30 protein-coding genes are annotated in these 15,289 nt (G+C 47.7%); 29 read left to right on the forward strand and 1 reads right to left on the reverse strand.

Going from position 1 to position 15,289, the window contains the following annotated elements:
• Positions 1-195 precede the first annotated feature (195 nt).
• Positions 196-1,149 (forward strand): DMT family transporter, encoded by a 954-nt coding sequence (locus EDM56_RS29995; protein ID WP_122921600.1) that lies wholly within the window; start codon positions 196-198, stop codon positions 1,147-1,149.
• A 13-nt stretch (positions 1,150-1,162) separates the two neighbouring features.
• On the opposite strand, the gene EDM56_RS30000 is transcribed toward EDM56_RS29995, so the two are convergent.
• Positions 1,163-1,570, reverse strand: a complete 408-nt coding sequence (locus EDM56_RS30000) for a globin domain-containing protein (RefSeq protein WP_122921601.1) — start codon at positions 1,568-1,570, stop codon at positions 1,163-1,165.
• A 302-nt stretch (positions 1,571-1,872) separates the two neighbouring features.
• Here EDM56_RS30000 and rpsJ point away from each other — a divergent pair, with 302 nt between their 5' ends.
• The 28 genes from rpsJ (at position 1,873) to rpsK (ending at position 15,171) form a co-directional block, all read left to right on the forward strand.
• Entirely contained in the window at positions 1,873-2,181 is a 309-nt protein-coding gene (gene rpsJ, locus EDM56_RS30010; protein ID WP_005828858.1) for a 30S ribosomal protein S10, read from the forward strand.
• Positions 2,182-2,358: 177 nt separating this feature from the next.
• A complete protein-coding gene (gene rplC, locus EDM56_RS30015; protein WP_122921602.1) occupies positions 2,359-2,988 on the forward strand; it encodes a 50S ribosomal protein L3 in 630 nt (209 codons plus the stop codon).
• Positions 2,989-3,004: 16 nt separating this feature from the next.
• On the forward strand, positions 3,005-3,628 hold the full coding sequence (gene rplD, locus EDM56_RS30020; protein WP_122921603.1) for a 50S ribosomal protein L4: 624 nt from the start codon (positions 3,005-3,007) through the stop codon (positions 3,626-3,628).
• The gene (rplW, locus tag EDM56_RS30025; protein ID WP_122921604.1) at positions 3,628-3,918 is read left to right on the forward strand and encodes a 50S ribosomal protein L23; all 291 of its coding nucleotides are present in this window, start codon (positions 3,628-3,630) and stop codon (positions 3,916-3,918) included. Before rplD ends, rplW begins: the two co-directional genes overlap by 1 nt.
• A gap of 32 nt (positions 3,919-3,950) precedes the next feature.
• On the forward strand, positions 3,951-4,781 hold the full coding sequence (rplB, locus tag EDM56_RS30030) for a 50S ribosomal protein L2 (protein WP_122921605.1): 831 nt from the start codon (positions 3,951-3,953) through the stop codon (positions 4,779-4,781).
• A gap of 50 nt (positions 4,782-4,831) precedes the next feature.
• Positions 4,832-5,113 carry a 30S ribosomal protein S19 gene (gene rpsS, locus EDM56_RS30035; RefSeq protein ID WP_122921606.1) on the forward strand — a complete coding sequence of 94 codons (282 nt, stop codon included), beginning with the start codon at positions 4,832-4,834 and terminating at the stop codon, positions 5,111-5,113.
• Positions 5,114-5,143: 30 nt separating this feature from the next.
• Positions 5,144-5,476: a 50S ribosomal protein L22 gene (rplV, locus tag EDM56_RS30040; RefSeq protein WP_122921607.1), complete on the forward strand. Its 333-nt coding sequence runs from the start codon at positions 5,144-5,146 to the stop codon at positions 5,474-5,476.
• 21 nt (positions 5,477-5,497) lie between these two features.
• Positions 5,498-6,160, forward strand: coding sequence for a 30S ribosomal protein S3 (rpsC, locus tag EDM56_RS30045; protein WP_122921609.1), 663 nt, complete (start codon positions 5,498-5,500; stop codon positions 6,158-6,160).
• A 2-nt stretch (positions 6,161-6,162) separates the two neighbouring features.
• Positions 6,163-6,597 carry a 50S ribosomal protein L16 gene (gene rplP, locus EDM56_RS30050; RefSeq protein ID WP_122921610.1) on the forward strand — a complete coding sequence of 145 codons (435 nt, stop codon included), beginning with the start codon at positions 6,163-6,165 and terminating at the stop codon, positions 6,595-6,597.
• Entirely contained in the window at positions 6,587-6,784 is a 198-nt protein-coding gene (gene rpmC, locus EDM56_RS30055) for a 50S ribosomal protein L29 (RefSeq protein ID WP_122921611.1), read from the forward strand. Before rplP ends, rpmC begins: the two co-directional genes overlap by 11 nt.
• Before the next feature lie 22 nt (positions 6,785-6,806).
• Positions 6,807-7,073 (forward strand): 30S ribosomal protein S17, encoded by a 267-nt coding sequence (gene rpsQ / locus EDM56_RS30060; protein ID WP_122921613.1) that lies wholly within the window; start codon positions 6,807-6,809, stop codon positions 7,071-7,073.
• A gap of 41 nt (positions 7,074-7,114) precedes the next feature.
• Complete coding sequence (rplN, locus tag EDM56_RS30065; protein ID WP_122921614.1) at positions 7,115-7,483, forward strand: 50S ribosomal protein L14; 369 nt, start codon at positions 7,115-7,117, stop codon at positions 7,481-7,483.
• 45 nt (positions 7,484-7,528) lie between these two features.
• Entirely contained in the window at positions 7,529-7,843 is a 315-nt protein-coding gene (gene rplX, locus EDM56_RS30070) for a 50S ribosomal protein L24 (RefSeq protein WP_122921615.1), read from the forward strand.
• A gap of 26 nt (positions 7,844-7,869) precedes the next feature.
• Positions 7,870-8,412 carry a 50S ribosomal protein L5 gene (rplE, locus tag EDM56_RS30075; RefSeq protein WP_122921616.1) on the forward strand — a complete coding sequence of 181 codons (543 nt, stop codon included), beginning with the start codon at positions 7,870-7,872 and terminating at the stop codon, positions 8,410-8,412.
• A gap of 24 nt (positions 8,413-8,436) precedes the next feature.
• Positions 8,437-8,622 (forward strand): type Z 30S ribosomal protein S14, encoded by a 186-nt coding sequence (locus EDM56_RS30080; RefSeq protein WP_122921617.1) that lies wholly within the window; start codon positions 8,437-8,439, stop codon positions 8,620-8,622.
• Positions 8,623-8,648: 26 nt separating this feature from the next.
• Entirely contained in the window at positions 8,649-9,047 is a 399-nt protein-coding gene (gene rpsH / locus EDM56_RS30085) for a 30S ribosomal protein S8 (RefSeq protein WP_122921618.1), read from the forward strand.
• Between the two features lie 30 nt (positions 9,048-9,077).
• Positions 9,078-9,614, forward strand: coding sequence for a 50S ribosomal protein L6 (gene rplF / locus EDM56_RS30090; protein ID WP_122921619.1), 537 nt, complete (start codon positions 9,078-9,080; stop codon positions 9,612-9,614).
• A gap of 33 nt (positions 9,615-9,647) precedes the next feature.
• Positions 9,648-10,010, forward strand: coding sequence for a 50S ribosomal protein L18 (gene rplR, locus EDM56_RS30095; protein WP_122921620.1), 363 nt, complete (start codon positions 9,648-9,650; stop codon positions 10,008-10,010).
• 23 nt (positions 10,011-10,033) lie between these two features.
• Positions 10,034-10,531 carry a 30S ribosomal protein S5 gene (gene rpsE / locus EDM56_RS30100; RefSeq protein WP_122921621.1) on the forward strand — a complete coding sequence of 166 codons (498 nt, stop codon included), beginning with the start codon at positions 10,034-10,036 and terminating at the stop codon, positions 10,529-10,531.
• 17 nt (positions 10,532-10,548) lie between these two features.
• Entirely contained in the window at positions 10,549-10,737 is a 189-nt protein-coding gene (gene rpmD / locus EDM56_RS30105; protein ID WP_122921622.1) for a 50S ribosomal protein L30, read from the forward strand.
• Between the two features lie 29 nt (positions 10,738-10,766).
• Positions 10,767-11,207 (forward strand): 50S ribosomal protein L15, encoded by a 441-nt coding sequence (gene rplO, locus EDM56_RS30110; RefSeq protein ID WP_122921623.1) that lies wholly within the window; start codon positions 10,767-10,769, stop codon positions 11,205-11,207.
• Positions 11,207-12,508 (forward strand): preprotein translocase subunit SecY, encoded by a 1,302-nt coding sequence (secY, locus tag EDM56_RS30115; protein ID WP_122921624.1) that lies wholly within the window; start codon positions 11,207-11,209, stop codon positions 12,506-12,508. Before rplO ends, secY begins: the two co-directional genes overlap by 1 nt.
• A gap of 35 nt (positions 12,509-12,543) precedes the next feature.
• Entirely contained in the window at positions 12,544-13,188 is a 645-nt protein-coding gene (locus EDM56_RS30120) for an adenylate kinase (protein WP_122921647.1), read from the forward strand.
• Positions 13,189-13,194: 6 nt separating this feature from the next.
• Positions 13,195-13,941 carry a type I methionyl aminopeptidase gene (map, locus tag EDM56_RS30125; RefSeq protein WP_122921626.1) on the forward strand — a complete coding sequence of 249 codons (747 nt, stop codon included), beginning with the start codon at positions 13,195-13,197 and terminating at the stop codon, positions 13,939-13,941.
• A gap of 36 nt (positions 13,942-13,977) precedes the next feature.
• The gene (infA, locus tag EDM56_RS30130; RefSeq protein ID WP_003333772.1) at positions 13,978-14,196 is read left to right on the forward strand and encodes a translation initiation factor IF-1; all 219 of its coding nucleotides are present in this window, start codon (positions 13,978-13,980) and stop codon (positions 14,194-14,196) included.
• A 49-nt stretch (positions 14,197-14,245) separates the two neighbouring features.
• Positions 14,246-14,359, forward strand: a complete 114-nt coding sequence (rpmJ, locus tag EDM56_RS30135; RefSeq protein ID WP_003333770.1) for a 50S ribosomal protein L36 — start codon at positions 14,246-14,248, stop codon at positions 14,357-14,359.
• A 25-nt stretch (positions 14,360-14,384) separates the two neighbouring features.
• The gene (gene rpsM / locus EDM56_RS30140; protein WP_122921627.1) at positions 14,385-14,753 is read left to right on the forward strand and encodes a 30S ribosomal protein S13; all 369 of its coding nucleotides are present in this window, start codon (positions 14,385-14,387) and stop codon (positions 14,751-14,753) included.
• Between the two features lie 16 nt (positions 14,754-14,769).
• A complete protein-coding gene (gene rpsK / locus EDM56_RS30145; RefSeq protein ID WP_122921629.1) occupies positions 14,770-15,171 on the forward strand; it encodes a 30S ribosomal protein S11 in 402 nt (133 codons plus the stop codon).
• The last annotated feature ends 118 nt before the right edge of the window (positions 15,172-15,289 follow it).

Genomic DNA, 15,289 nt, shown 5'->3' on the forward strand with positions numbered 1-15,289 from the left:
AGGCTGCCGGGTTTTTTATTTTGAATTGGAGATGGCGTTTAATCGAAAACTTACATCATACTTATCAAAATGATTCAATGCTGTAATGGTCGGGTCCGTGCTACAATACGTAATGCAACAGGGGAAAGAATCCCCTACCGGAACGAACATTACCGAAAAACGAAAGTACGTTTTTCGAAAAAAGGCGATGTGAAAATGGGTAGAGAGAAGTATGTGTACGGCTTGCTTGTCGGCGTGATTGCGATTTGGGGCTTGAACGTGGTGATGGTCAAATATCTATCATTTTTTCCGCCGGTGCTGATTGCGGCGATACGAATGACAGTGGCAGCACTCGTTTTGGTACCAGTGATTTATTGGCAAAAGGAAAAAGTGGCCATTGGAGCAAAGGGCTGGTTATTGATTATTGGCGCAGCATTATTCTCGATCGTGTTCCACCAAACGCTGCTCGCTAATGGGATCACCTCAACAACAGCGGGGAATACATCATTGCTGCTCGGGTTGAATCCGTTGGTAACATCTTTGCTGGCGGTTCCGCTTTTGGGTGAAAAATTAACTGGTCGCAAGCTACTTGGTGTGCTACTCGGATTTGGTGGTGTGCTGCTTGTTGTGTTATCGCGGGAGAATGGGCAGGTCGGTTTAAGTGGTTGGGGAGACGCATTGGTGTTTTTCTCGATGATCTCCTATGTGTTGGGAGGACTGGTGATCCGTGCAGCTGCAAAACACGGAGTTCCAACCATTATGATCACGGTATATTCACAAATCATCGCAGCGGTTTTGCTTTGGGTGATTGCGGCAATCATTTATCCTTGGAGCGTCATATCTTCTATTAATACGGAACCCTTCACATGGTTGGTCATTTTAGCATCTGGTATTTTCGCGACTGGTCTCGGCGCATTAGGATGGAACTACGGGATCCGTCGATTAGGTGCAAGTAGAACAGCGATCTTTTTGAATGGTATGCCGTTTGCGAGCCTAATCTTTGCTGCGATCCTGTTAGGCGAACAATTGCAGTGGGTGCACGGGGTGGCGGTCGTCCTAATTGTAGCGGGGGTATACTTGGGAATTAAGCAGCCACAAGCGGAAAGGGACAGTCAGGTCATCCATGCGGTGCACACAAGCGGAAGTAAAACAGCACCGTTGGTAAAATAGAAAAAGCGAAGGATTAGTCCTTCGCTTTTTCATTTTCGTTTTCCCAGCGATTCACCATATGATGAGCCGTTAATGTCAGTCGTTCAAAAATCGCATGGCGCACGTGGCCCTCAAGTCCGATCGTGTCCATGGCTGCGTTCATGCAGGACAGCCAAGCCTCTGCGCGCTTTGGCGTAATGGGAAAAGGCATATGCCTTGCTCGTAGCATGGGATGACCGTATTCATCATTATATAAGGTCGGTCCACCGAGAAACTGTGTGAGGAATTTATATTGTTTCGCTTTTGTCTCGGTCAAATCATCCGGGAAGATAGGGGACAGGTGCGGGTCTTGTTGGACATAGTCATAAAAGACATCGACTAATCGCGCGACCGTTGGAGCCCCGCCGATCATGTCGTAGGGATTGCCGATGATTTCAGGCATCGTCATTTCTCCTTTCTTTGCTAAGGAAACTGTACCGCGTTTGTTGTAAAATAGCTAGTGGCATCGAGTGGTTTATCGGACGCAAAACAAGTCTATTATAGATGAAGAAAAAGGAATTTAGATTCTTGATTAAAAAAACTTGCGTTGCCTATCTGTTTTTAGTACAATAGTGAATGTTGGTCATGGACTTGCGATGATGTGGGAGGTTGCTGACACACCCGGCCCCTTTGCCATGGCTGGGGTTCAGGATATTTCCACGGAGAAATGTCCGTTATAAAATGGGCGAAAAAGGAGGGACTAAAATGGCAAAACAAAAGATTCGTATCCGTCTCAAAGCGTATGATCACAAAATCCTCGATCAATCTGCTGAGAAAATCGTAGATACTGCGAAACGTTCCGGTGCAAATGTTTCCGGACCAATTCCACTTCCTACCGAAAAAGCGGTTTACACAATCCTGCGTGCGGTACACAAGTACAAGGATTCTCGCGAACAATTCGAAATGCGCACACATAAGCGTCTGATCGATATTTTGAATCCAACACCACAAACAGTTGATGCTCTGATGCGTCTGGATCTGCCTTCTGGTGTAGATATCGAAATCAAACTGTAAATAGGAAAATGCGACACACACGCAGGCGTTGTCTTGACAAGCCCGCTGTAATCGCAAATTCTTCAGCAATTCCCGTAACTGCACCCCTGCGCATCGGTAGGGACTTGATACAACACTGATTACAATCAACACATGTAAACGATATTGTTTACGAATTATTCACAGGAGGTGGCAATAATGACCAAAGGAATCTTAGGGAAGAAACTGGGCATGACTCAGGTATTCGCACCGAACGGCACAGCGATCGCTGTAACTGTAATCGAAGCTGGTCCGTGCGTTGTTCTTCAAAAGAAAGATGCTGATAACGATGGCTATGAAGCGATCCAGCTCGGCTTTGAAGACAAAAAAGATCACCGCGCGAACAAACCTGAAAAAGGTCATGCAGCTAAAGCCAATACGGCTCCTAAGCGCTTCGTTCGCGAAATTCGCGGTGTAGACCTCGCTGGTTATGAGGTTGGTCAAGAGTTGAAAGCTGATGTATTCGCCGAAGGAGAAATCGTCGACGTTGCAGGCGTAACCAAAGGTAAAGGATTCGCTGGTGCGATCAAGCGTCATAACCAATCTCGCGGTCCTATGGCTCACGGTTCGCGTTACCATCGTGGTCCTGGTTCCCTCGGTTCTATCAACCCTGGCCGCGTTTTCAAAGGTCAAACTTTGCCTGGTCAAATGGGTGGCGACAACGTAACGATTCAAAATCTTGAAGTCGTGAAAGTCGACACTGACCGCAATCTTATCTTGGTAAAAGGATCTATTCCTGGACCAAAGAACAGCTTGGTAGTCGTTCGTACGGCTGTTAAGAGCAAGTAAGAAAGGAGGAACTGACATGCCAAAAGTAGCTCTTTATAACCAAACGGGAGCGCAAGTTGGTGAGATTGAATTGGCAGACAGCGTTTTTGGTATCGAGCCAAACGAAGCTGTACTGTTCGATGCAATCGTTATGCAACAAGCGTCCCAACGTCAAGGTACTCATGACGTGAAAAACCGTTCGGAAGTTGCTGGTGGTGGACGTAAACCTTGGAAACAAAAAGGTACAGGTCGTGCCCGTCAAGGCTCTATCCGTGCTCCACAATGGAAAGGCGGTGGCGTTGTATTCGGACCAACTCCACGCAAATACGGTTACAAACTGAACCGTAAAGTGCGTCGTCTGGCTCTGAAATCCGCTCTGTCTTCTAAAGTGCAAAACAACGAACTGTTCGTACTCGATGCATTGAGCTTGGCTGCTCCTAAGACCAAGGATATGGCAATTGTACTGAACAGCTTGAAAGTGGATCGCAAAGTTCTGATCGTTACTTCCGAGTATGATCAAAACGTAGCTCTTTCCGCTCGTAACATCCCAGGTGCTAAGTTTGTTGATGCTGCAGGCGTTAACGTTCTGGATCTGGTAGCGCATGACAAAGTGATCGTAACCAAAGAAGCGGTTGCGAAAGTAGAGGAGGTGCTCGCCTAATGAAGAGCCTTCATGATGTAATCAAGCGCCCTATCATTACGGAGCGCACCACTGACATGATGGCAGATAAGAAGTACGTTTTCGAAGTACCTCTTAAAGCCAACAAAACCGAAGTTAAACAAGCCGTTGAGAAAGTATTCGGCGTGAAAGTGGCTGCAGTTAACACAGTTCGTGTTCCTGCGAAACCAAAACGCTACGGTAAATATTCCGGATATACTTCCGAGTGGAAAAAAGCAATCGTAACATTGACTGCTGACAGCAAAGAGCTGGAATTCTACGAAGGCGTATAACCTCGACGACTACCGATAAGGAGGGAAATTAAATGGGTATCAAAAAGTTTAAACCAACTTCTCCTGGTCGTCGCCAAATGACGGTTTCTACATTTGAAGAGATCACAACCTCCACCCCGGAGAAATCTCTGTTAGCGCCACTTAACAAAAATGCTGGTCGCAACAACCAAGGTAGAATCACCGTTCGTCATCAAGGTGGCGGTCATAAGCGTAAATATCGCATTATTGACTTCAAACGTAACAAAGATGGTATCGCAGGTCGCGTTGCAACGATCGAGTACGATCCAAACCGTTCTGCTAACATCGCTCTGATCAACTATGCAGATGGTGAAAAACGTTACATCCTGGCTCCACTCGGCCTTAAAGTAGGAGATCAAATCTTCTCCGGCGCAGATGCGGACATCAAAACAGGTAACGCGTTGCCATTGGAAAACATTCCAGTTGGTACTACCATCCATAACATCGAGTTGAAACCTGGCAAAGGCGGACAAATCGCTCGCGCTGCTGGTGTAGAAGCTCAATTGCTGGGTCGCGATGGCGATTTCGTAATCGTTCGTCTGGGATCTGGTGAAATCCGTCGTTTCCACAAAGAGTGCCGCGCAACAATCGGTCAAGTGGGTAACCCGGATCATGAGTTGCTCAACATTGGTAAAGCTGGTCGTTCCCGTTGGTTGGGTATTCGTCCAACTGTACGCGGTAGCGTAATGAACCCGAATGATCACCCGCACGGTGGTGGTGAAGGTCGCGCTCCTATCGGACGTAAAGCACCAGTTACTCCTTGGGGTAAACCAACATTGGGTCTCAAAACCCGTAAGAAAAAGAATAAGAGCAATCAATACATCGTCCGCCGCCGTAAAAAGTAAGGTAGGATGAACGCATAACCGAACTCATGAATGCGAAGGGAGGTTAACGTATGGGACGCAGCTTGAAAAAGGGCCCTTTCGTTGATGACCATTTGATGAAAAAGGTTGAGGTTTTGAACGAGAAAAGCGAAAAACGCGTTGTAAAAACGTGGTCGCGCCGTTCTACAATCTTCCCTGACTTTATCGGTCACACGTTTGCGGTTTATGATGGCCGTAAGCACGTACCGGTTTACGTGACAGAGGACATGGTAGGTCACAAGTTGGGCGAATTCGCTCCAACACGTACCTTTAAAGGTCACGTAGATAACGACAAGAAATCCAAGAAGCGCTAATTTTCTCTTCAGTAGAGAGGAGGTACAATCATGGAATCCAAAGCGATTGCTCGCTACATTCGCATTGCTCCTCGTAAAGTTCGACTGGTTGTTGATCTGATTAGAGGCAAGCAAGTGGGTGAGGCTTTGGCGATTCTCAAGCATACGCCAAAGGCCGCTTCCCCAGTTGTGGAAAAAGTTTTGAAGTCTGCGATTGCCAATGCAGAGCATAACTTCGAAATGGACATTAACAGCCTGGTGGTAGGTCAAGTGTTCGTTGATCAAGGTCCAACCTTGAAACGTTTCCGTCCGCGTGCTATGGGACGCGCTAGCCGTATCCATAAACGCACTAGCCACGTAACGGTGGTACTAAACGAGAAATAATAGCTAAAGGAGGGATTACGTGTGGGTCAAAAGGTAAGCCCGGTAGGTCTTCGCATCGGCGTTATCCGCGACTGGGAATCCAAGTGGTACGCAGACAAAGATTTCGCAACACTGTTGCATGAAGATATTCGCATCCGCAAGTATGTAAAAGGCCGTCTGAAAGACGCAGCTGTATCTACTATCGAAATCGAACGCGCTGCAAATCGCGTAAACGTATCGATTCACACCGCTAAGCCTGGCATGGTAATTGGTAAAGGTGGAGCTGAGGTTGAAAACCTCCGCAAAACCCTGAGTGAAATGACTGGCAAACGCGTTCACATCAACATCAATGAAGTGAAAAAACCTGATTTGGATGCTACTTTGGTAGCTGAAAATATCGCTCGTCAATTGGAAAACCGCATTTCTTTCCGTAGAGCACAAAAACAAACCATCACTCGCTCCCTGCGTGCAGGCGCGAAAGGTATCAAAACGCTGGTTGCCGGCCGTTTGGGTGGAGCAGATATCGCTCGTTCCGAAGGTTACAGCGAAGGTACAGTTCCGCTTCACACACTGCGTGCTGATATTGACTACGGAACTGCAGAAGCTCACACTACTTATGGCCGTATTGGCGTAAAAGTGTGGATCTACCGTGGTGAAGTGCTTCCTACGAGAAAGAATGCTGAAGCTCAGGAAGGAGGCAAGTAAACATGTTAGTACCTAAACGCGTAAAACACCGTAAGCAACACCGTGGTCGCATGACCGGTAACGCAAAAGGCGGCACTACCTTGGCGTTTGGTGAATACGGTTTACAAGCTCTTGAACCCTCTTGGGTAACCAACCGCCAGATCGAATCCGCTCGTATCGCGATGACTCGCTATATGCGCCGTGGCGGTAAAGTATGGATCAAGATCTTCCCTGATAAACCAATCACGCAAAAGCCATTGGAAGTTCGGATGGGTTCCGGTAAAGGTTCTCCTGAGAAATGGGTAGCTGTTGTTAAACCTGGCAAGATCATGTTTGAAATTGCTGGTGTATCTGAAGAAGTAGCGCGCGAAGCTATGCGTCTTGCAATGCACAAACTGCCGATCAAATGCAAGTTCGTGAAGCGCGAAGAAGTGGGTGGTGACGCACATGAAGGCTAATGAATTCCGTAACTTGACCACTGCCGAAATCGAGCAAAACATCGCTTCCTTGAAAGAGGAGCTGTTCAACCTTCGTTTCCAATTGGCTACCGGTCAACTGGAGAACACCTCTCGTATCAAACTGGTGCGTAAGGACATCGCATGCGCGAAGACCATCCTGCGCCAGAGAGAATTAGGAATCGGCTAATTTAAGGAAGGAGGTTGAAACGATGACCGCAGAACGCAACGCTCGTAGATCGGTGCAAGGTCGCGTAGTATCCGACAAAATGGATAAAACCATCGTGGTACTGGTTGAGACCTACAAAAAGCATCCATTGTACGGTAAACGTGTAAAGTATTCGAAGAAATTCAAGGCTCATGACGAAAACAACACGGCTAAAATCGGTGATATCGTAGAGATCATGGAAACTCGTCCACTCTCGAAAGATAAACGATTCCGTTTGGTTAAAATCGTCCAAGAGGCAGTTATCGTATAAGTAAGATTTCGGATGAGAAAATCCGAAAGGAGGGACTATAAGTGATCCAAACTCAAACGAGACTGGCTGTTGCCGACAACTCCGGCGCGAAAGAACTTATGTGCATCAAGGTGCTGGGTGGTTCCGGTCGCAAGACGGCTAACATCGGTGATGTTATCGTGTGCTCCGTAAAAACCGCTACACCCGGCGGCGTTGTCAAGAAAGGTCAAGTCGTTAAAGCTGTTATCGTTCGTAGCGCAAGCGGCGTACGTCGTAACGACGGTTCTTACATCCGTTTTGATGAGAACGCAGCGGTGATTATCAAAGAAGATCAATCTCCACGCGGAACTCGTATCTTTGGACCGGTTGCTCGTGAGCTCCGTGATAAAGATTTCATGAAAATTATCTCCTTGGCTCCAGAAGTACTCTAAGAGCCGTTAGTGTTGTAGTTTCTTCGATAGGAGGTGCACCAAGCGATGCACGTTAAAAAAGGCGATACCATTATCGTAATCTCCGGTAAAGATAAAGGTAAAAAAGGTCGTGTGTTGGCTGCTTATCCGAAAAAGGATCGCGTTCTGGTTGAAGGCGTGAACTTGATCAAAAAGCATACTCGCCCTTCGCAAACCAATCCGCAAGGCGGCATTGTAACGCAAGAAGCGCCGATCCATGTATCCAACGTTGCTCATATCGATCCAAAGTCCGGCACTGCTACTCGTATCGGGTACAAAGTACTGGATAACGGTCAAAAAGTTCGGGTTGCAAAAAAATCTGGCGAAACAATTGACAAGTAGTCAGGTCGGAAAGGAGGATGTCCTAAATGGCGACAAGATTGAAAGAGAAATATACGCAAGAAATCGTACCTTCTTTGGTGGCGAAGTTTAACTACGCTTCTGTTATGCAGGTACCAAAAGTTGAAAAAATCATCATCAACATGGGTGTTGGTGAAGCGGTAGCTAACTCCAAAGCATTGGATACAGCTCTGGAAGATTTGCAACTGATCTCTGGTCAAAAACCAGTGGTTACCCGTGCGAAGAAATCCATCGCAGGTTTCAAATTGCGTGAAGATATGCCTATCGGTGCGAAAGTGACACTGCGCGGCGAGCGTATGTACCACTTCCTCGACAAACTGATGAACGTGTCCCTGCCACGCGTACGTGACTTCCGTGGAATTTCCTCGAAAGCATTTGACGGTCGCGGTAACTACACGCTCGGTTTGAAAGAGCAGCTCATCTTCCCTGAGGTTGAGTACGATAAGATCGATAAAGTTCGTGGTATGGATATCGTAATCGTAACGTCTGCAAAAACAGACGAGGAAAGTCGCGAACTGTTGACGCAGATGGGTATGCCATTCCGTAAATAAACCCTATCGTTAGGAGGGAAAAACGTGGCAAAAAAATCAATGATCGTCAAACAGCAAAGAAAGCCTAAATTTGCTGTTCAAGCATACACTCGTTGCGAACGTTGCGGCCGTCCGCATTCCGTTCTTCGCAAATTTAAGCTGTGCCGTATTTGTTTCCGTGAACTGGCATACAAAGGCCAAATTCCAGGCGTGAAGAAAGCAAGCTGGTAATTTAGACGGGAAGGAGGTTTATTCTCATGGTTATGACTGACCCAATTGCAGATATGCTAACTCGTATCCGTAACGCCAACATGGTGCGTATGGAGAAAGTTGAGATCCCTGCATCCACAATCAAAAAGGAAATCGCTCGCGTTTTGAAAGAAGAAGGTTTCATCCGCGATGCTGAATTCGTTGAAGATAACAAGCAAGGCATCATCCGTGTGTTCCTGAAATACGGCGCGAACAACGAGCGCGTAATTACAGGTTTGAAACGCATCAGTAAGCCTGGGCTTCGCGTATATGCGAAAAACAACGAAATTCCTCGCGTTTTGGGCGGACTCGGTTTGGCGATCATCTCCACTTCTGCTGGATTGATGACTGACAAACAAGCTCGTCAAACACACGTAGGTGGAGAAGTACTCGCTTACGTTTGGTAATGTTTTTAGATAATCCAGGAGGTGCAAGACATGTCTCGTGTCGGTAGAAAACCGATAGCGGTCCCTGCAGGCGTTACACTCAGCCTGAATGGTTCTGAGCTGACGGTAACAGGCCCTAAGGGTACTCTGGTTCGTACTTTCCATCCAGATATCAAAATCAATATTGTTGAGAACGAAGTTAACGTTGAGCGCCCTAGCGACAACAAACTTCATCGTTCCTTGCACGGTACGACTCGCGCACTTGTTGCAAATATGGTGGCTGGTGTGTCTGAAGGATTTACCCGTACGTTGGAACTGGTGGGCGTCGGGTACCGTGCTGCCAAAACTGGCAATGGTATTACTTTGTCTCTCGGTTTCTCTCACCCAGTAGAGGTTACTCCTGAAGAGGGAATCGAAATCGAAGTACCTAACCAAACCACTTTGGTGATCAAAGGTATCAATAAAGAGCGTGTAGGTCAAATCGCTGCCGAAATCCGTTCGCTGCGTAAGCCTGAGCCATACAAAGGCAAAGGTATCAAATACAGCAACGAAATCGTGCGTCGTAAAGAAGGTAAAAAAGGTAAATAACCCGCGTAGTTTTTTGAGAAAGGAGGCCGCGTGATGTTTACAAAAGGCGATAAAAACAAAGCACGGAAAAAACGCCATCTGCGTATCCGTAAACGCTTGACAGGTACTGGGCTCCGCCCACGTTTGAACGTATTCCGTTCATCCAAACACATCTATGCACAACTGATCGATGATGCAACAGGTGCAACAATTGCCTCCGCATCTTCGTTGGATAAAGAACTGAGCTTGAAAAACGGTAGCAATGTAGAAGCTGCTACAGCAGTAGGTACCCTGATCGCTCAACGCGCTACAGGCAAAGGACTGACTGAAGTCGTTTTCGACCGCGGTGGTTATTTGTACCACGGACGTGTAAAAGCTCTTGCTGACGCAGCACGTGAAGCTGGTCTGCAATTCTAATCATTGCACAAGGAGGTAAAGGAATGCGTATCGACGCTAGCAAGTTAGAGCTGGAAGAGAAAGTAGTCGCCGTTAACCGCGTAGCTAAGACGGTTAAAGGTGGTCGCCGTATGAGCTTCAGCGCTTTGGTTGTAGTTGGCGACCGTAACGGCCACGTAGGCGCTGGTATGGGGAAAGCCCAAGAAGTACCAGACGCGATTCGTAAGGCAATTGATGACGCTAAGAAGAAGTTAATCCGCGTTCCGCTGAAAGGTACAACTGTTCCACACCAAGTTCTGTGCCATTTTGGCGCAGGTCGTGTGTTGATTAAACCAGCTGCTGAAGGTACTGGTGTAATCGCAGGTGGCCCTGTTCGTGCGGTTCTTGAATTGGCTGGAGTAGGCGATGTTTTGAGTAAGTCTTTAGGTTCCAACAATCCGATCAACATGGTCAACGCAACGCTGGAAGGCCTCGGCCGCCTGAAAACAGCGGAAGATGTCGCGAAGTTGCGCGGTAAGACTGTTGACGAATTGTTAGGTTAAGAAGGAGGGAATTGAACATGGCGAAATCTCTTCAAGTCACCCTCAAGCGCAGCCTGATTGGTCGCACTGTTGATCAACAAGCAACAGTTCAAGCACTCGGTCTTCGTAAGATTCACCAAACCGTTGTTAAGCCAGACAATGCGGCAATGCGCGGTATGATCTTTAAAGTGAAACATCTCGTTGAAGTTAAAGAAATCGAAGCATAAACAGTTGTAACAGTGAGGAGGTGCGACTTATGAAATTGCATGAACTGAAACCAGCAGAAGGTTCCCGTAAAGAACGTAAACGTCTCGGACGCGGTATCGCGAGCGGAACTGGTAAAACTGCAGGTAAAGGTCACAAAGGTCAAAACGCACGTTCCGGTGGTGGTGTACGCTTGGGCTTTGAAGGTGGTCAAAACCCATTGTACCGTCGTCTACCTAAGCGAGGCTTCACAAACATCAGCCGCAAAGAGTATGCAATCGTCAGCCTCGATGCGTTGAATCGTTTTGAAGACGGCACGGTAGTTACCCCGGAACTGTTGAAAGAAACTGGCGTAATCAGCGCTCTGCGCGATGGCGTTAAAGTTCTGGCAACAGGCGAATTGACTGCAAAATTGACTGTGAAAGCACACAAGTTCTCTGCTAGTGCTGCTGAAAAGATCGCTCAAGTCGGTGGAACTACCGAGGTGATCTAATGTTAGCGAGCCTCTCGAACATTTTTAAGATAGGCGACTTGCGTCGAAAGGTTGTTTTTACCCTTTTGATGCTTGTCGTCTTCCGAATTGGGAGCTTCGTACCAGTACCCAACGTAAACGTAGAACTTCTACAGCAAGGTGCAGCTTCTAACAACTTGCTGGGTCTGCTCAACACCTTTTCAGGTGGAGCGATCAAGAACTTCTCGATCTTTGCGATGGGTATCATGCCGTATATCACTGCTTCGATCATCATGCAGCTTCTCTCCATGGAGGTTGTTCCGAAGTTCACGCAATGGGCACGCGAGGGTGAAGTCGGACGTCGTAAAATTGCGCAGGTTACTCGCTATTTTACGGTTGTGCTCGGCTTTGTCCAGTCCGTTGGGATGACATACGGTTTCAATAACATGTACAAAGGTTTGCTGACCGACACCTCCATTTGGAGCTATGCGCTGATTGCGGTTACGCTGACAGCGGGTACTGCTTTCCTGATGTGGCTCGGGGAGCAAATTACGGAAAAAGGGATCGGGAACGGGATTTCGATTATCATCGTTGCCGGGATCGTTGCCAATATCCACAATCATATTGCGACGATTTATCAAACCCAATTTACCGATCCGACTGCTAACCTCTTCTTTACGATTGTAAAATTGGTTGTAATTTTGGCGGTTATTGTCGGAATTATTGTCGGTGTTATCTTTATGCAGCAGGGTGTTCGTAAGATCCCTGTACAGTATGCGAAGCGTGTTGTCGGTCGTAAAATGTTCGGCGGACAATCGACTCACATTCCATTAAAGATTAACTCGGCGGGCGTTATCCCTGTGATCTTCGCGATCTCATTGGTAATTTTCCCGTCCACAATCGCTAGCTTTTGGGCAGATGCGTCTGGTGAAGGGATCGCAAACTGGATTTATCATAACTTCCAGGTTACGGCTCCATTAGGTATGACGCTGTATGCCATCCTGATTATCGGCTTCACGTATTTCTACACGTTTGTACAGATTAACCCTGTGCAGCTGGCAGAAAACATGAGGAAAAATGGCGGTTACATTCCTGGTATCCGACCTGGCAAAAACACCGAGGTCTTCATTACACGTACGTTGAACCGATTGACTTTGGCCGGGGCGCTCTTCTTGACAGCAATCTCGGTATTGCCATTCTTCTTCAGCGCATTGGCATCGTTACCGCAGTCGGTTTACATCGGCGGTACATCACTTCTCATTGTGATCGGTGTCGTGCTGGATACGATGAAGCAAATCGAGAGCCAGTTGATTAAGCGTCACTACAAAGGGTTCATTAAATAGACCAAGGTTGTTTAGAGATGGACGGGGGGATGGACGTGAATATTATACTGATGGGTTTACCTGGCGCCGGCAAAGGCACACAGGCTGAACGGATCGTAAAAGATTTTAACATCCCGCATATTTCTACCGGCGATATTTTCCGAGCTGCCGTTAAGAACGAAACGGCGCTTGGATTAGAAGCCAAATCCTACATGGATAAAGGCTTGTTGGTTCCGGATGAGATTGTGATCGGCATCGTGCGGGAACGTTTGACAGAGGATGATTGCACAAAAGGCTTTCTTCTCGATGGTTTTCCACGCACTGTTCCACAGGCTGAGGCACTTACTGCCACGCTGAAGGATATGGGGCGCGAGATTGACCACGTTATCAATATTGATGTACGTCGTGAGCTGCTCATCGATCGTCTCACGGGACGTTGGATCTGCAAGGTTTGCGGATCAAGCTACCATACTTTGTTCAATCCGCCGCAAGTTGCTGGCGTGTGCGACAAAGATCAGGGCGAGCTGTACCAACGTGAAGACGATAAGGTGGAAGTTGTTACACAGCGACTGGATGTAAATATCGCACAAACGCAACCATTGATTGACTACTACACAGGGCTTGGTGTTCTGCGTACAATTGATGGTGAGCAGGACATCGATAAGGTGTTCACCGATATTGCAAGTTTATTGCGAGGGTAACCCGGCATGATCATTCTGAAATCGAGAATGGAGCTTGATGTGATGCGGGAGGCGGGTCGGATCGTCGCCCAAACCCACCAAGAGCTGGCCAAAGCAATAAAGCCGGGCGTTACGACGAAACAGCTTGATGAACTAGCCGAAACCTTTATTCGAAGTAAAGGTGCGGCACCATCGTTCAAAGGCTACGGCGGCTTTTCAGGTAGTATCTGTGCTTCAGTCAATGAAGAACTCGTACATGGCATACCGGGCAAACGGACGCTGCAAGAAGGCGATATCATTAGTCTTGATATCGGGGCTCTATTCGAAGGATTTCACGGCGACTCTGCGTGGACCTATGCAGTCGGTGAGATTTCCGACGATGATAAGCGCTTGATGAGAGTGACAGAGGAGTCGCTTTACAAAGGCCTGGAACAAATCGTTCCCGGTGCCCGTCTCTCTGATATCTCTCATGCGATTCAAATCCATGCCGAAGCGGCAGGGTTCACGATTGTACGTGAATATGTCGGTCATGGCATCGGTCACAATTTGCATGAGGACCCGCAAATCCCGAACTTCGGTCCTCCGGGGAGAGGGCCTAGGTTAAAACCAGGAATGGTTTTGGCAGTTGAACCGATGGTGAATGCTGGCGAACGTTATGTCCGTACCCTGGCGGACAAATGGACGGTCGTAACGGTTGACGGGAAGAATTGTGCTCATTACGAACACACCGTCGCCATTACGGAAGAAGGCTATGAGATTCTGACAAGACTTTAGTTCAGACTGGCAACAGACGAAAGGAGAGCCGAACGAATGGCCAAAGACGATGTCATTGAAGTAGAAGGTACTGTGATCGAGCCTTTGCCGAACGCTATGTTCCGTGTAGAACTGGAGAACGGCCACAAGGTATTGGCACATGTATCTGGTAAGATTCGCATGCACTTTATCCGCATCCTACCGGGGGATAAAGTTACCGTTGAACTGTCACCTTATGACTTGACGCGCGGTCGCATCACATACCGCTATAAATAAGCAGAACGCCCAACAGCGTTTTTGACCCTAGAAAAGGGAGGCAAGAACCATGAAAGTGAGACCGTCGGTGAAACCGATCTGCGAAAAATGCAAGGTCATTCGTCGCAAAGGTAACGTTATGGTTATTTGTGAAAATCCAAAGCATAAGCAAAAACAAGGATAAACACTCAAGGAGGTGCTTTTAAAGAATGGCACGTATTGCAGGCGTTGACTTGCCTCGTGAAAAGCGCGTTGAAGTTGCTTTGACCTATATCTTTGGTATCGGTCGTCCAACTTCCCAGCGTATTCTTGCGTCCACCGGACTGAATCCGGATACTCGCGTTCGCGAGCTGACTGAAGACGAAGTTAGCAAACTTCGTGAGTACATCGATAAGAACATTAAAGTTGAAGGTGACCTGCGCCGTGACATCTCGCTTGCGATCAAGCGTTTGATGGAAATCGGTTGCTTCCGTGGGATTCGCCATCGTCGCGGACTGCCTGTTCGCGGTCAACGTACAAAAACCAATGCTCGTACGCGTAAAGGTCCACGCCGTACAGTAGCGAACAAGAAGAAGTAAAGGAGGGTAAACTGACATGGCTAAAAGAAAACAAGCGGCTGCTACTCGCACCCGTCGTCGTGATCGTAAAAACGTTGAAGTCGGCGTAGCACATATCCGCTCCACGTTCAACAACACGATCGTAACAATCACTGATACGCATGGTAACGCAATTTCTTGGTCTAGTGCTGGTGCCCTCGGCTTCCGGGGTTCGCGTAAGAGCACACCATTCGCAGCGCAAATGGCAGCAGAAACTGCAGCTAAAGTTGCAATGGACCATGGAATGCGTTCTTGCGAAGTGCTGGTAAAAGGACCGGGTGCCGGTCGTGAAGCAGCAATTCGTTCTTTGCAAGCAGCTGGTTTGGAAGTTAACATGATTAAAGATGTTACCCCAATTCCGCACAACGGCTGCCGTCCACCAAAACGTCGCCGCGTGTAACCGGGTTTATAAAGTTCAGAAGATGTCCATACTAGAATGGTAGATTCTGCTGATTTTGCTTGACATGCACGCAAACGGTAAACCGCCGCAGGAAATTCATGAGTGGGCTTGAATGAGC

The organism is Brevibacillus fluminis, from assembly GCF_003710825.1.
GTDB lineage: Bacteria > Bacillota > Bacilli > Brevibacillales > Brevibacillaceae > Brevibacillus_D > Brevibacillus_D fluminis.

Coding starts and splice junctions, on each gene's coding strand:
- rpsE (WP_122921621.1), top strand. CDS start 10,034: ATGCGTATCGACGCTAGCAAGTTAGAGCTGGAAGAGAAAGTAGTCGCC.
- rpmJ (WP_003333770.1), top strand. CDS start 14,246: ATGAAAGTGAGACCGTCGGTGAAACCGATCTGCGAAAAATGCAAGGTC.
- rplD (WP_122921603.1), top strand. CDS start 3,005: ATGCCAAAAGTAGCTCTTTATAACCAAACGGGAGCGCAAGTTGGTGAG.
- rplE (WP_122921616.1), top strand. CDS start 7,870: ATGGCGACAAGATTGAAAGAGAAATATACGCAAGAAATCGTACCTTCT.
- rpsJ (WP_005828858.1), top strand. CDS start 1,873: ATGGCAAAACAAAAGATTCGTATCCGTCTCAAAGCGTATGATCACAAA.
- rpsM (WP_122921627.1), top strand. CDS start 14,385: ATGGCACGTATTGCAGGCGTTGACTTGCCTCGTGAAAAGCGCGTTGAA.
- map (WP_122921626.1), top strand. CDS start 13,195: ATGATCATTCTGAAATCGAGAATGGAGCTTGATGTGATGCGGGAGGCG.
- rplO (WP_122921623.1), top strand. CDS start 10,767: ATGAAATTGCATGAACTGAAACCAGCAGAAGGTTCCCGTAAAGAACGT.
- rplF (WP_122921619.1), top strand. CDS start 9,078: ATGTCTCGTGTCGGTAGAAAACCGATAGCGGTCCCTGCAGGCGTTACA.
- EDM56_RS29995 (WP_122921600.1), top strand. CDS start 196: ATGGGTAGAGAGAAGTATGTGTACGGCTTGCTTGTCGGCGTGATTGCG.
- rplR (WP_122921620.1), top strand. CDS start 9,648: ATGTTTACAAAAGGCGATAAAAACAAAGCACGGAAAAAACGCCATCTG.
- infA (WP_003333772.1), top strand. CDS start 13,978: ATGGCCAAAGACGATGTCATTGAAGTAGAAGGTACTGTGATCGAGCCT.
- EDM56_RS30000 (WP_122921601.1), bottom strand. CDS start 1,570: ATGCCTGAAATCATCGGCAATCCCTACGACATGATCGGCGGGGCTCCA.
- rpsQ (WP_122921613.1), top strand. CDS start 6,807: ATGACCGCAGAACGCAACGCTCGTAGATCGGTGCAAGGTCGCGTAGTA.
- rplB (WP_122921605.1), top strand. CDS start 3,951: ATGGGTATCAAAAAGTTTAAACCAACTTCTCCTGGTCGTCGCCAAATG.
- rplX (WP_122921615.1), top strand. CDS start 7,529: ATGCACGTTAAAAAAGGCGATACCATTATCGTAATCTCCGGTAAAGAT.
- rplP (WP_122921610.1), top strand. CDS start 6,163: ATGTTAGTACCTAAACGCGTAAAACACCGTAAGCAACACCGTGGTCGC.
- rpmC (WP_122921611.1), top strand. CDS start 6,587: ATGAAGGCTAATGAATTCCGTAACTTGACCACTGCCGAAATCGAGCAA.
- rpsS (WP_122921606.1), top strand. CDS start 4,832: ATGGGACGCAGCTTGAAAAAGGGCCCTTTCGTTGATGACCATTTGATG.
- rplC (WP_122921602.1), top strand. CDS start 2,359: ATGACCAAAGGAATCTTAGGGAAGAAACTGGGCATGACTCAGGTATTC.
- rpmD (WP_122921622.1), top strand. CDS start 10,549: ATGGCGAAATCTCTTCAAGTCACCCTCAAGCGCAGCCTGATTGGTCGC.
- rplV (WP_122921607.1), top strand. CDS start 5,144: ATGGAATCCAAAGCGATTGCTCGCTACATTCGCATTGCTCCTCGTAAA.
- secY (WP_122921624.1), top strand. CDS start 11,207: ATGTTAGCGAGCCTCTCGAACATTTTTAAGATAGGCGACTTGCGTCGA.
- rpsH (WP_122921618.1), top strand. CDS start 8,649: ATGGTTATGACTGACCCAATTGCAGATATGCTAACTCGTATCCGTAAC.
- rpsK (WP_122921629.1), top strand. CDS start 14,770: ATGGCTAAAAGAAAACAAGCGGCTGCTACTCGCACCCGTCGTCGTGAT.
- rplW (WP_122921604.1), top strand. CDS start 3,628: ATGAAGAGCCTTCATGATGTAATCAAGCGCCCTATCATTACGGAGCGC.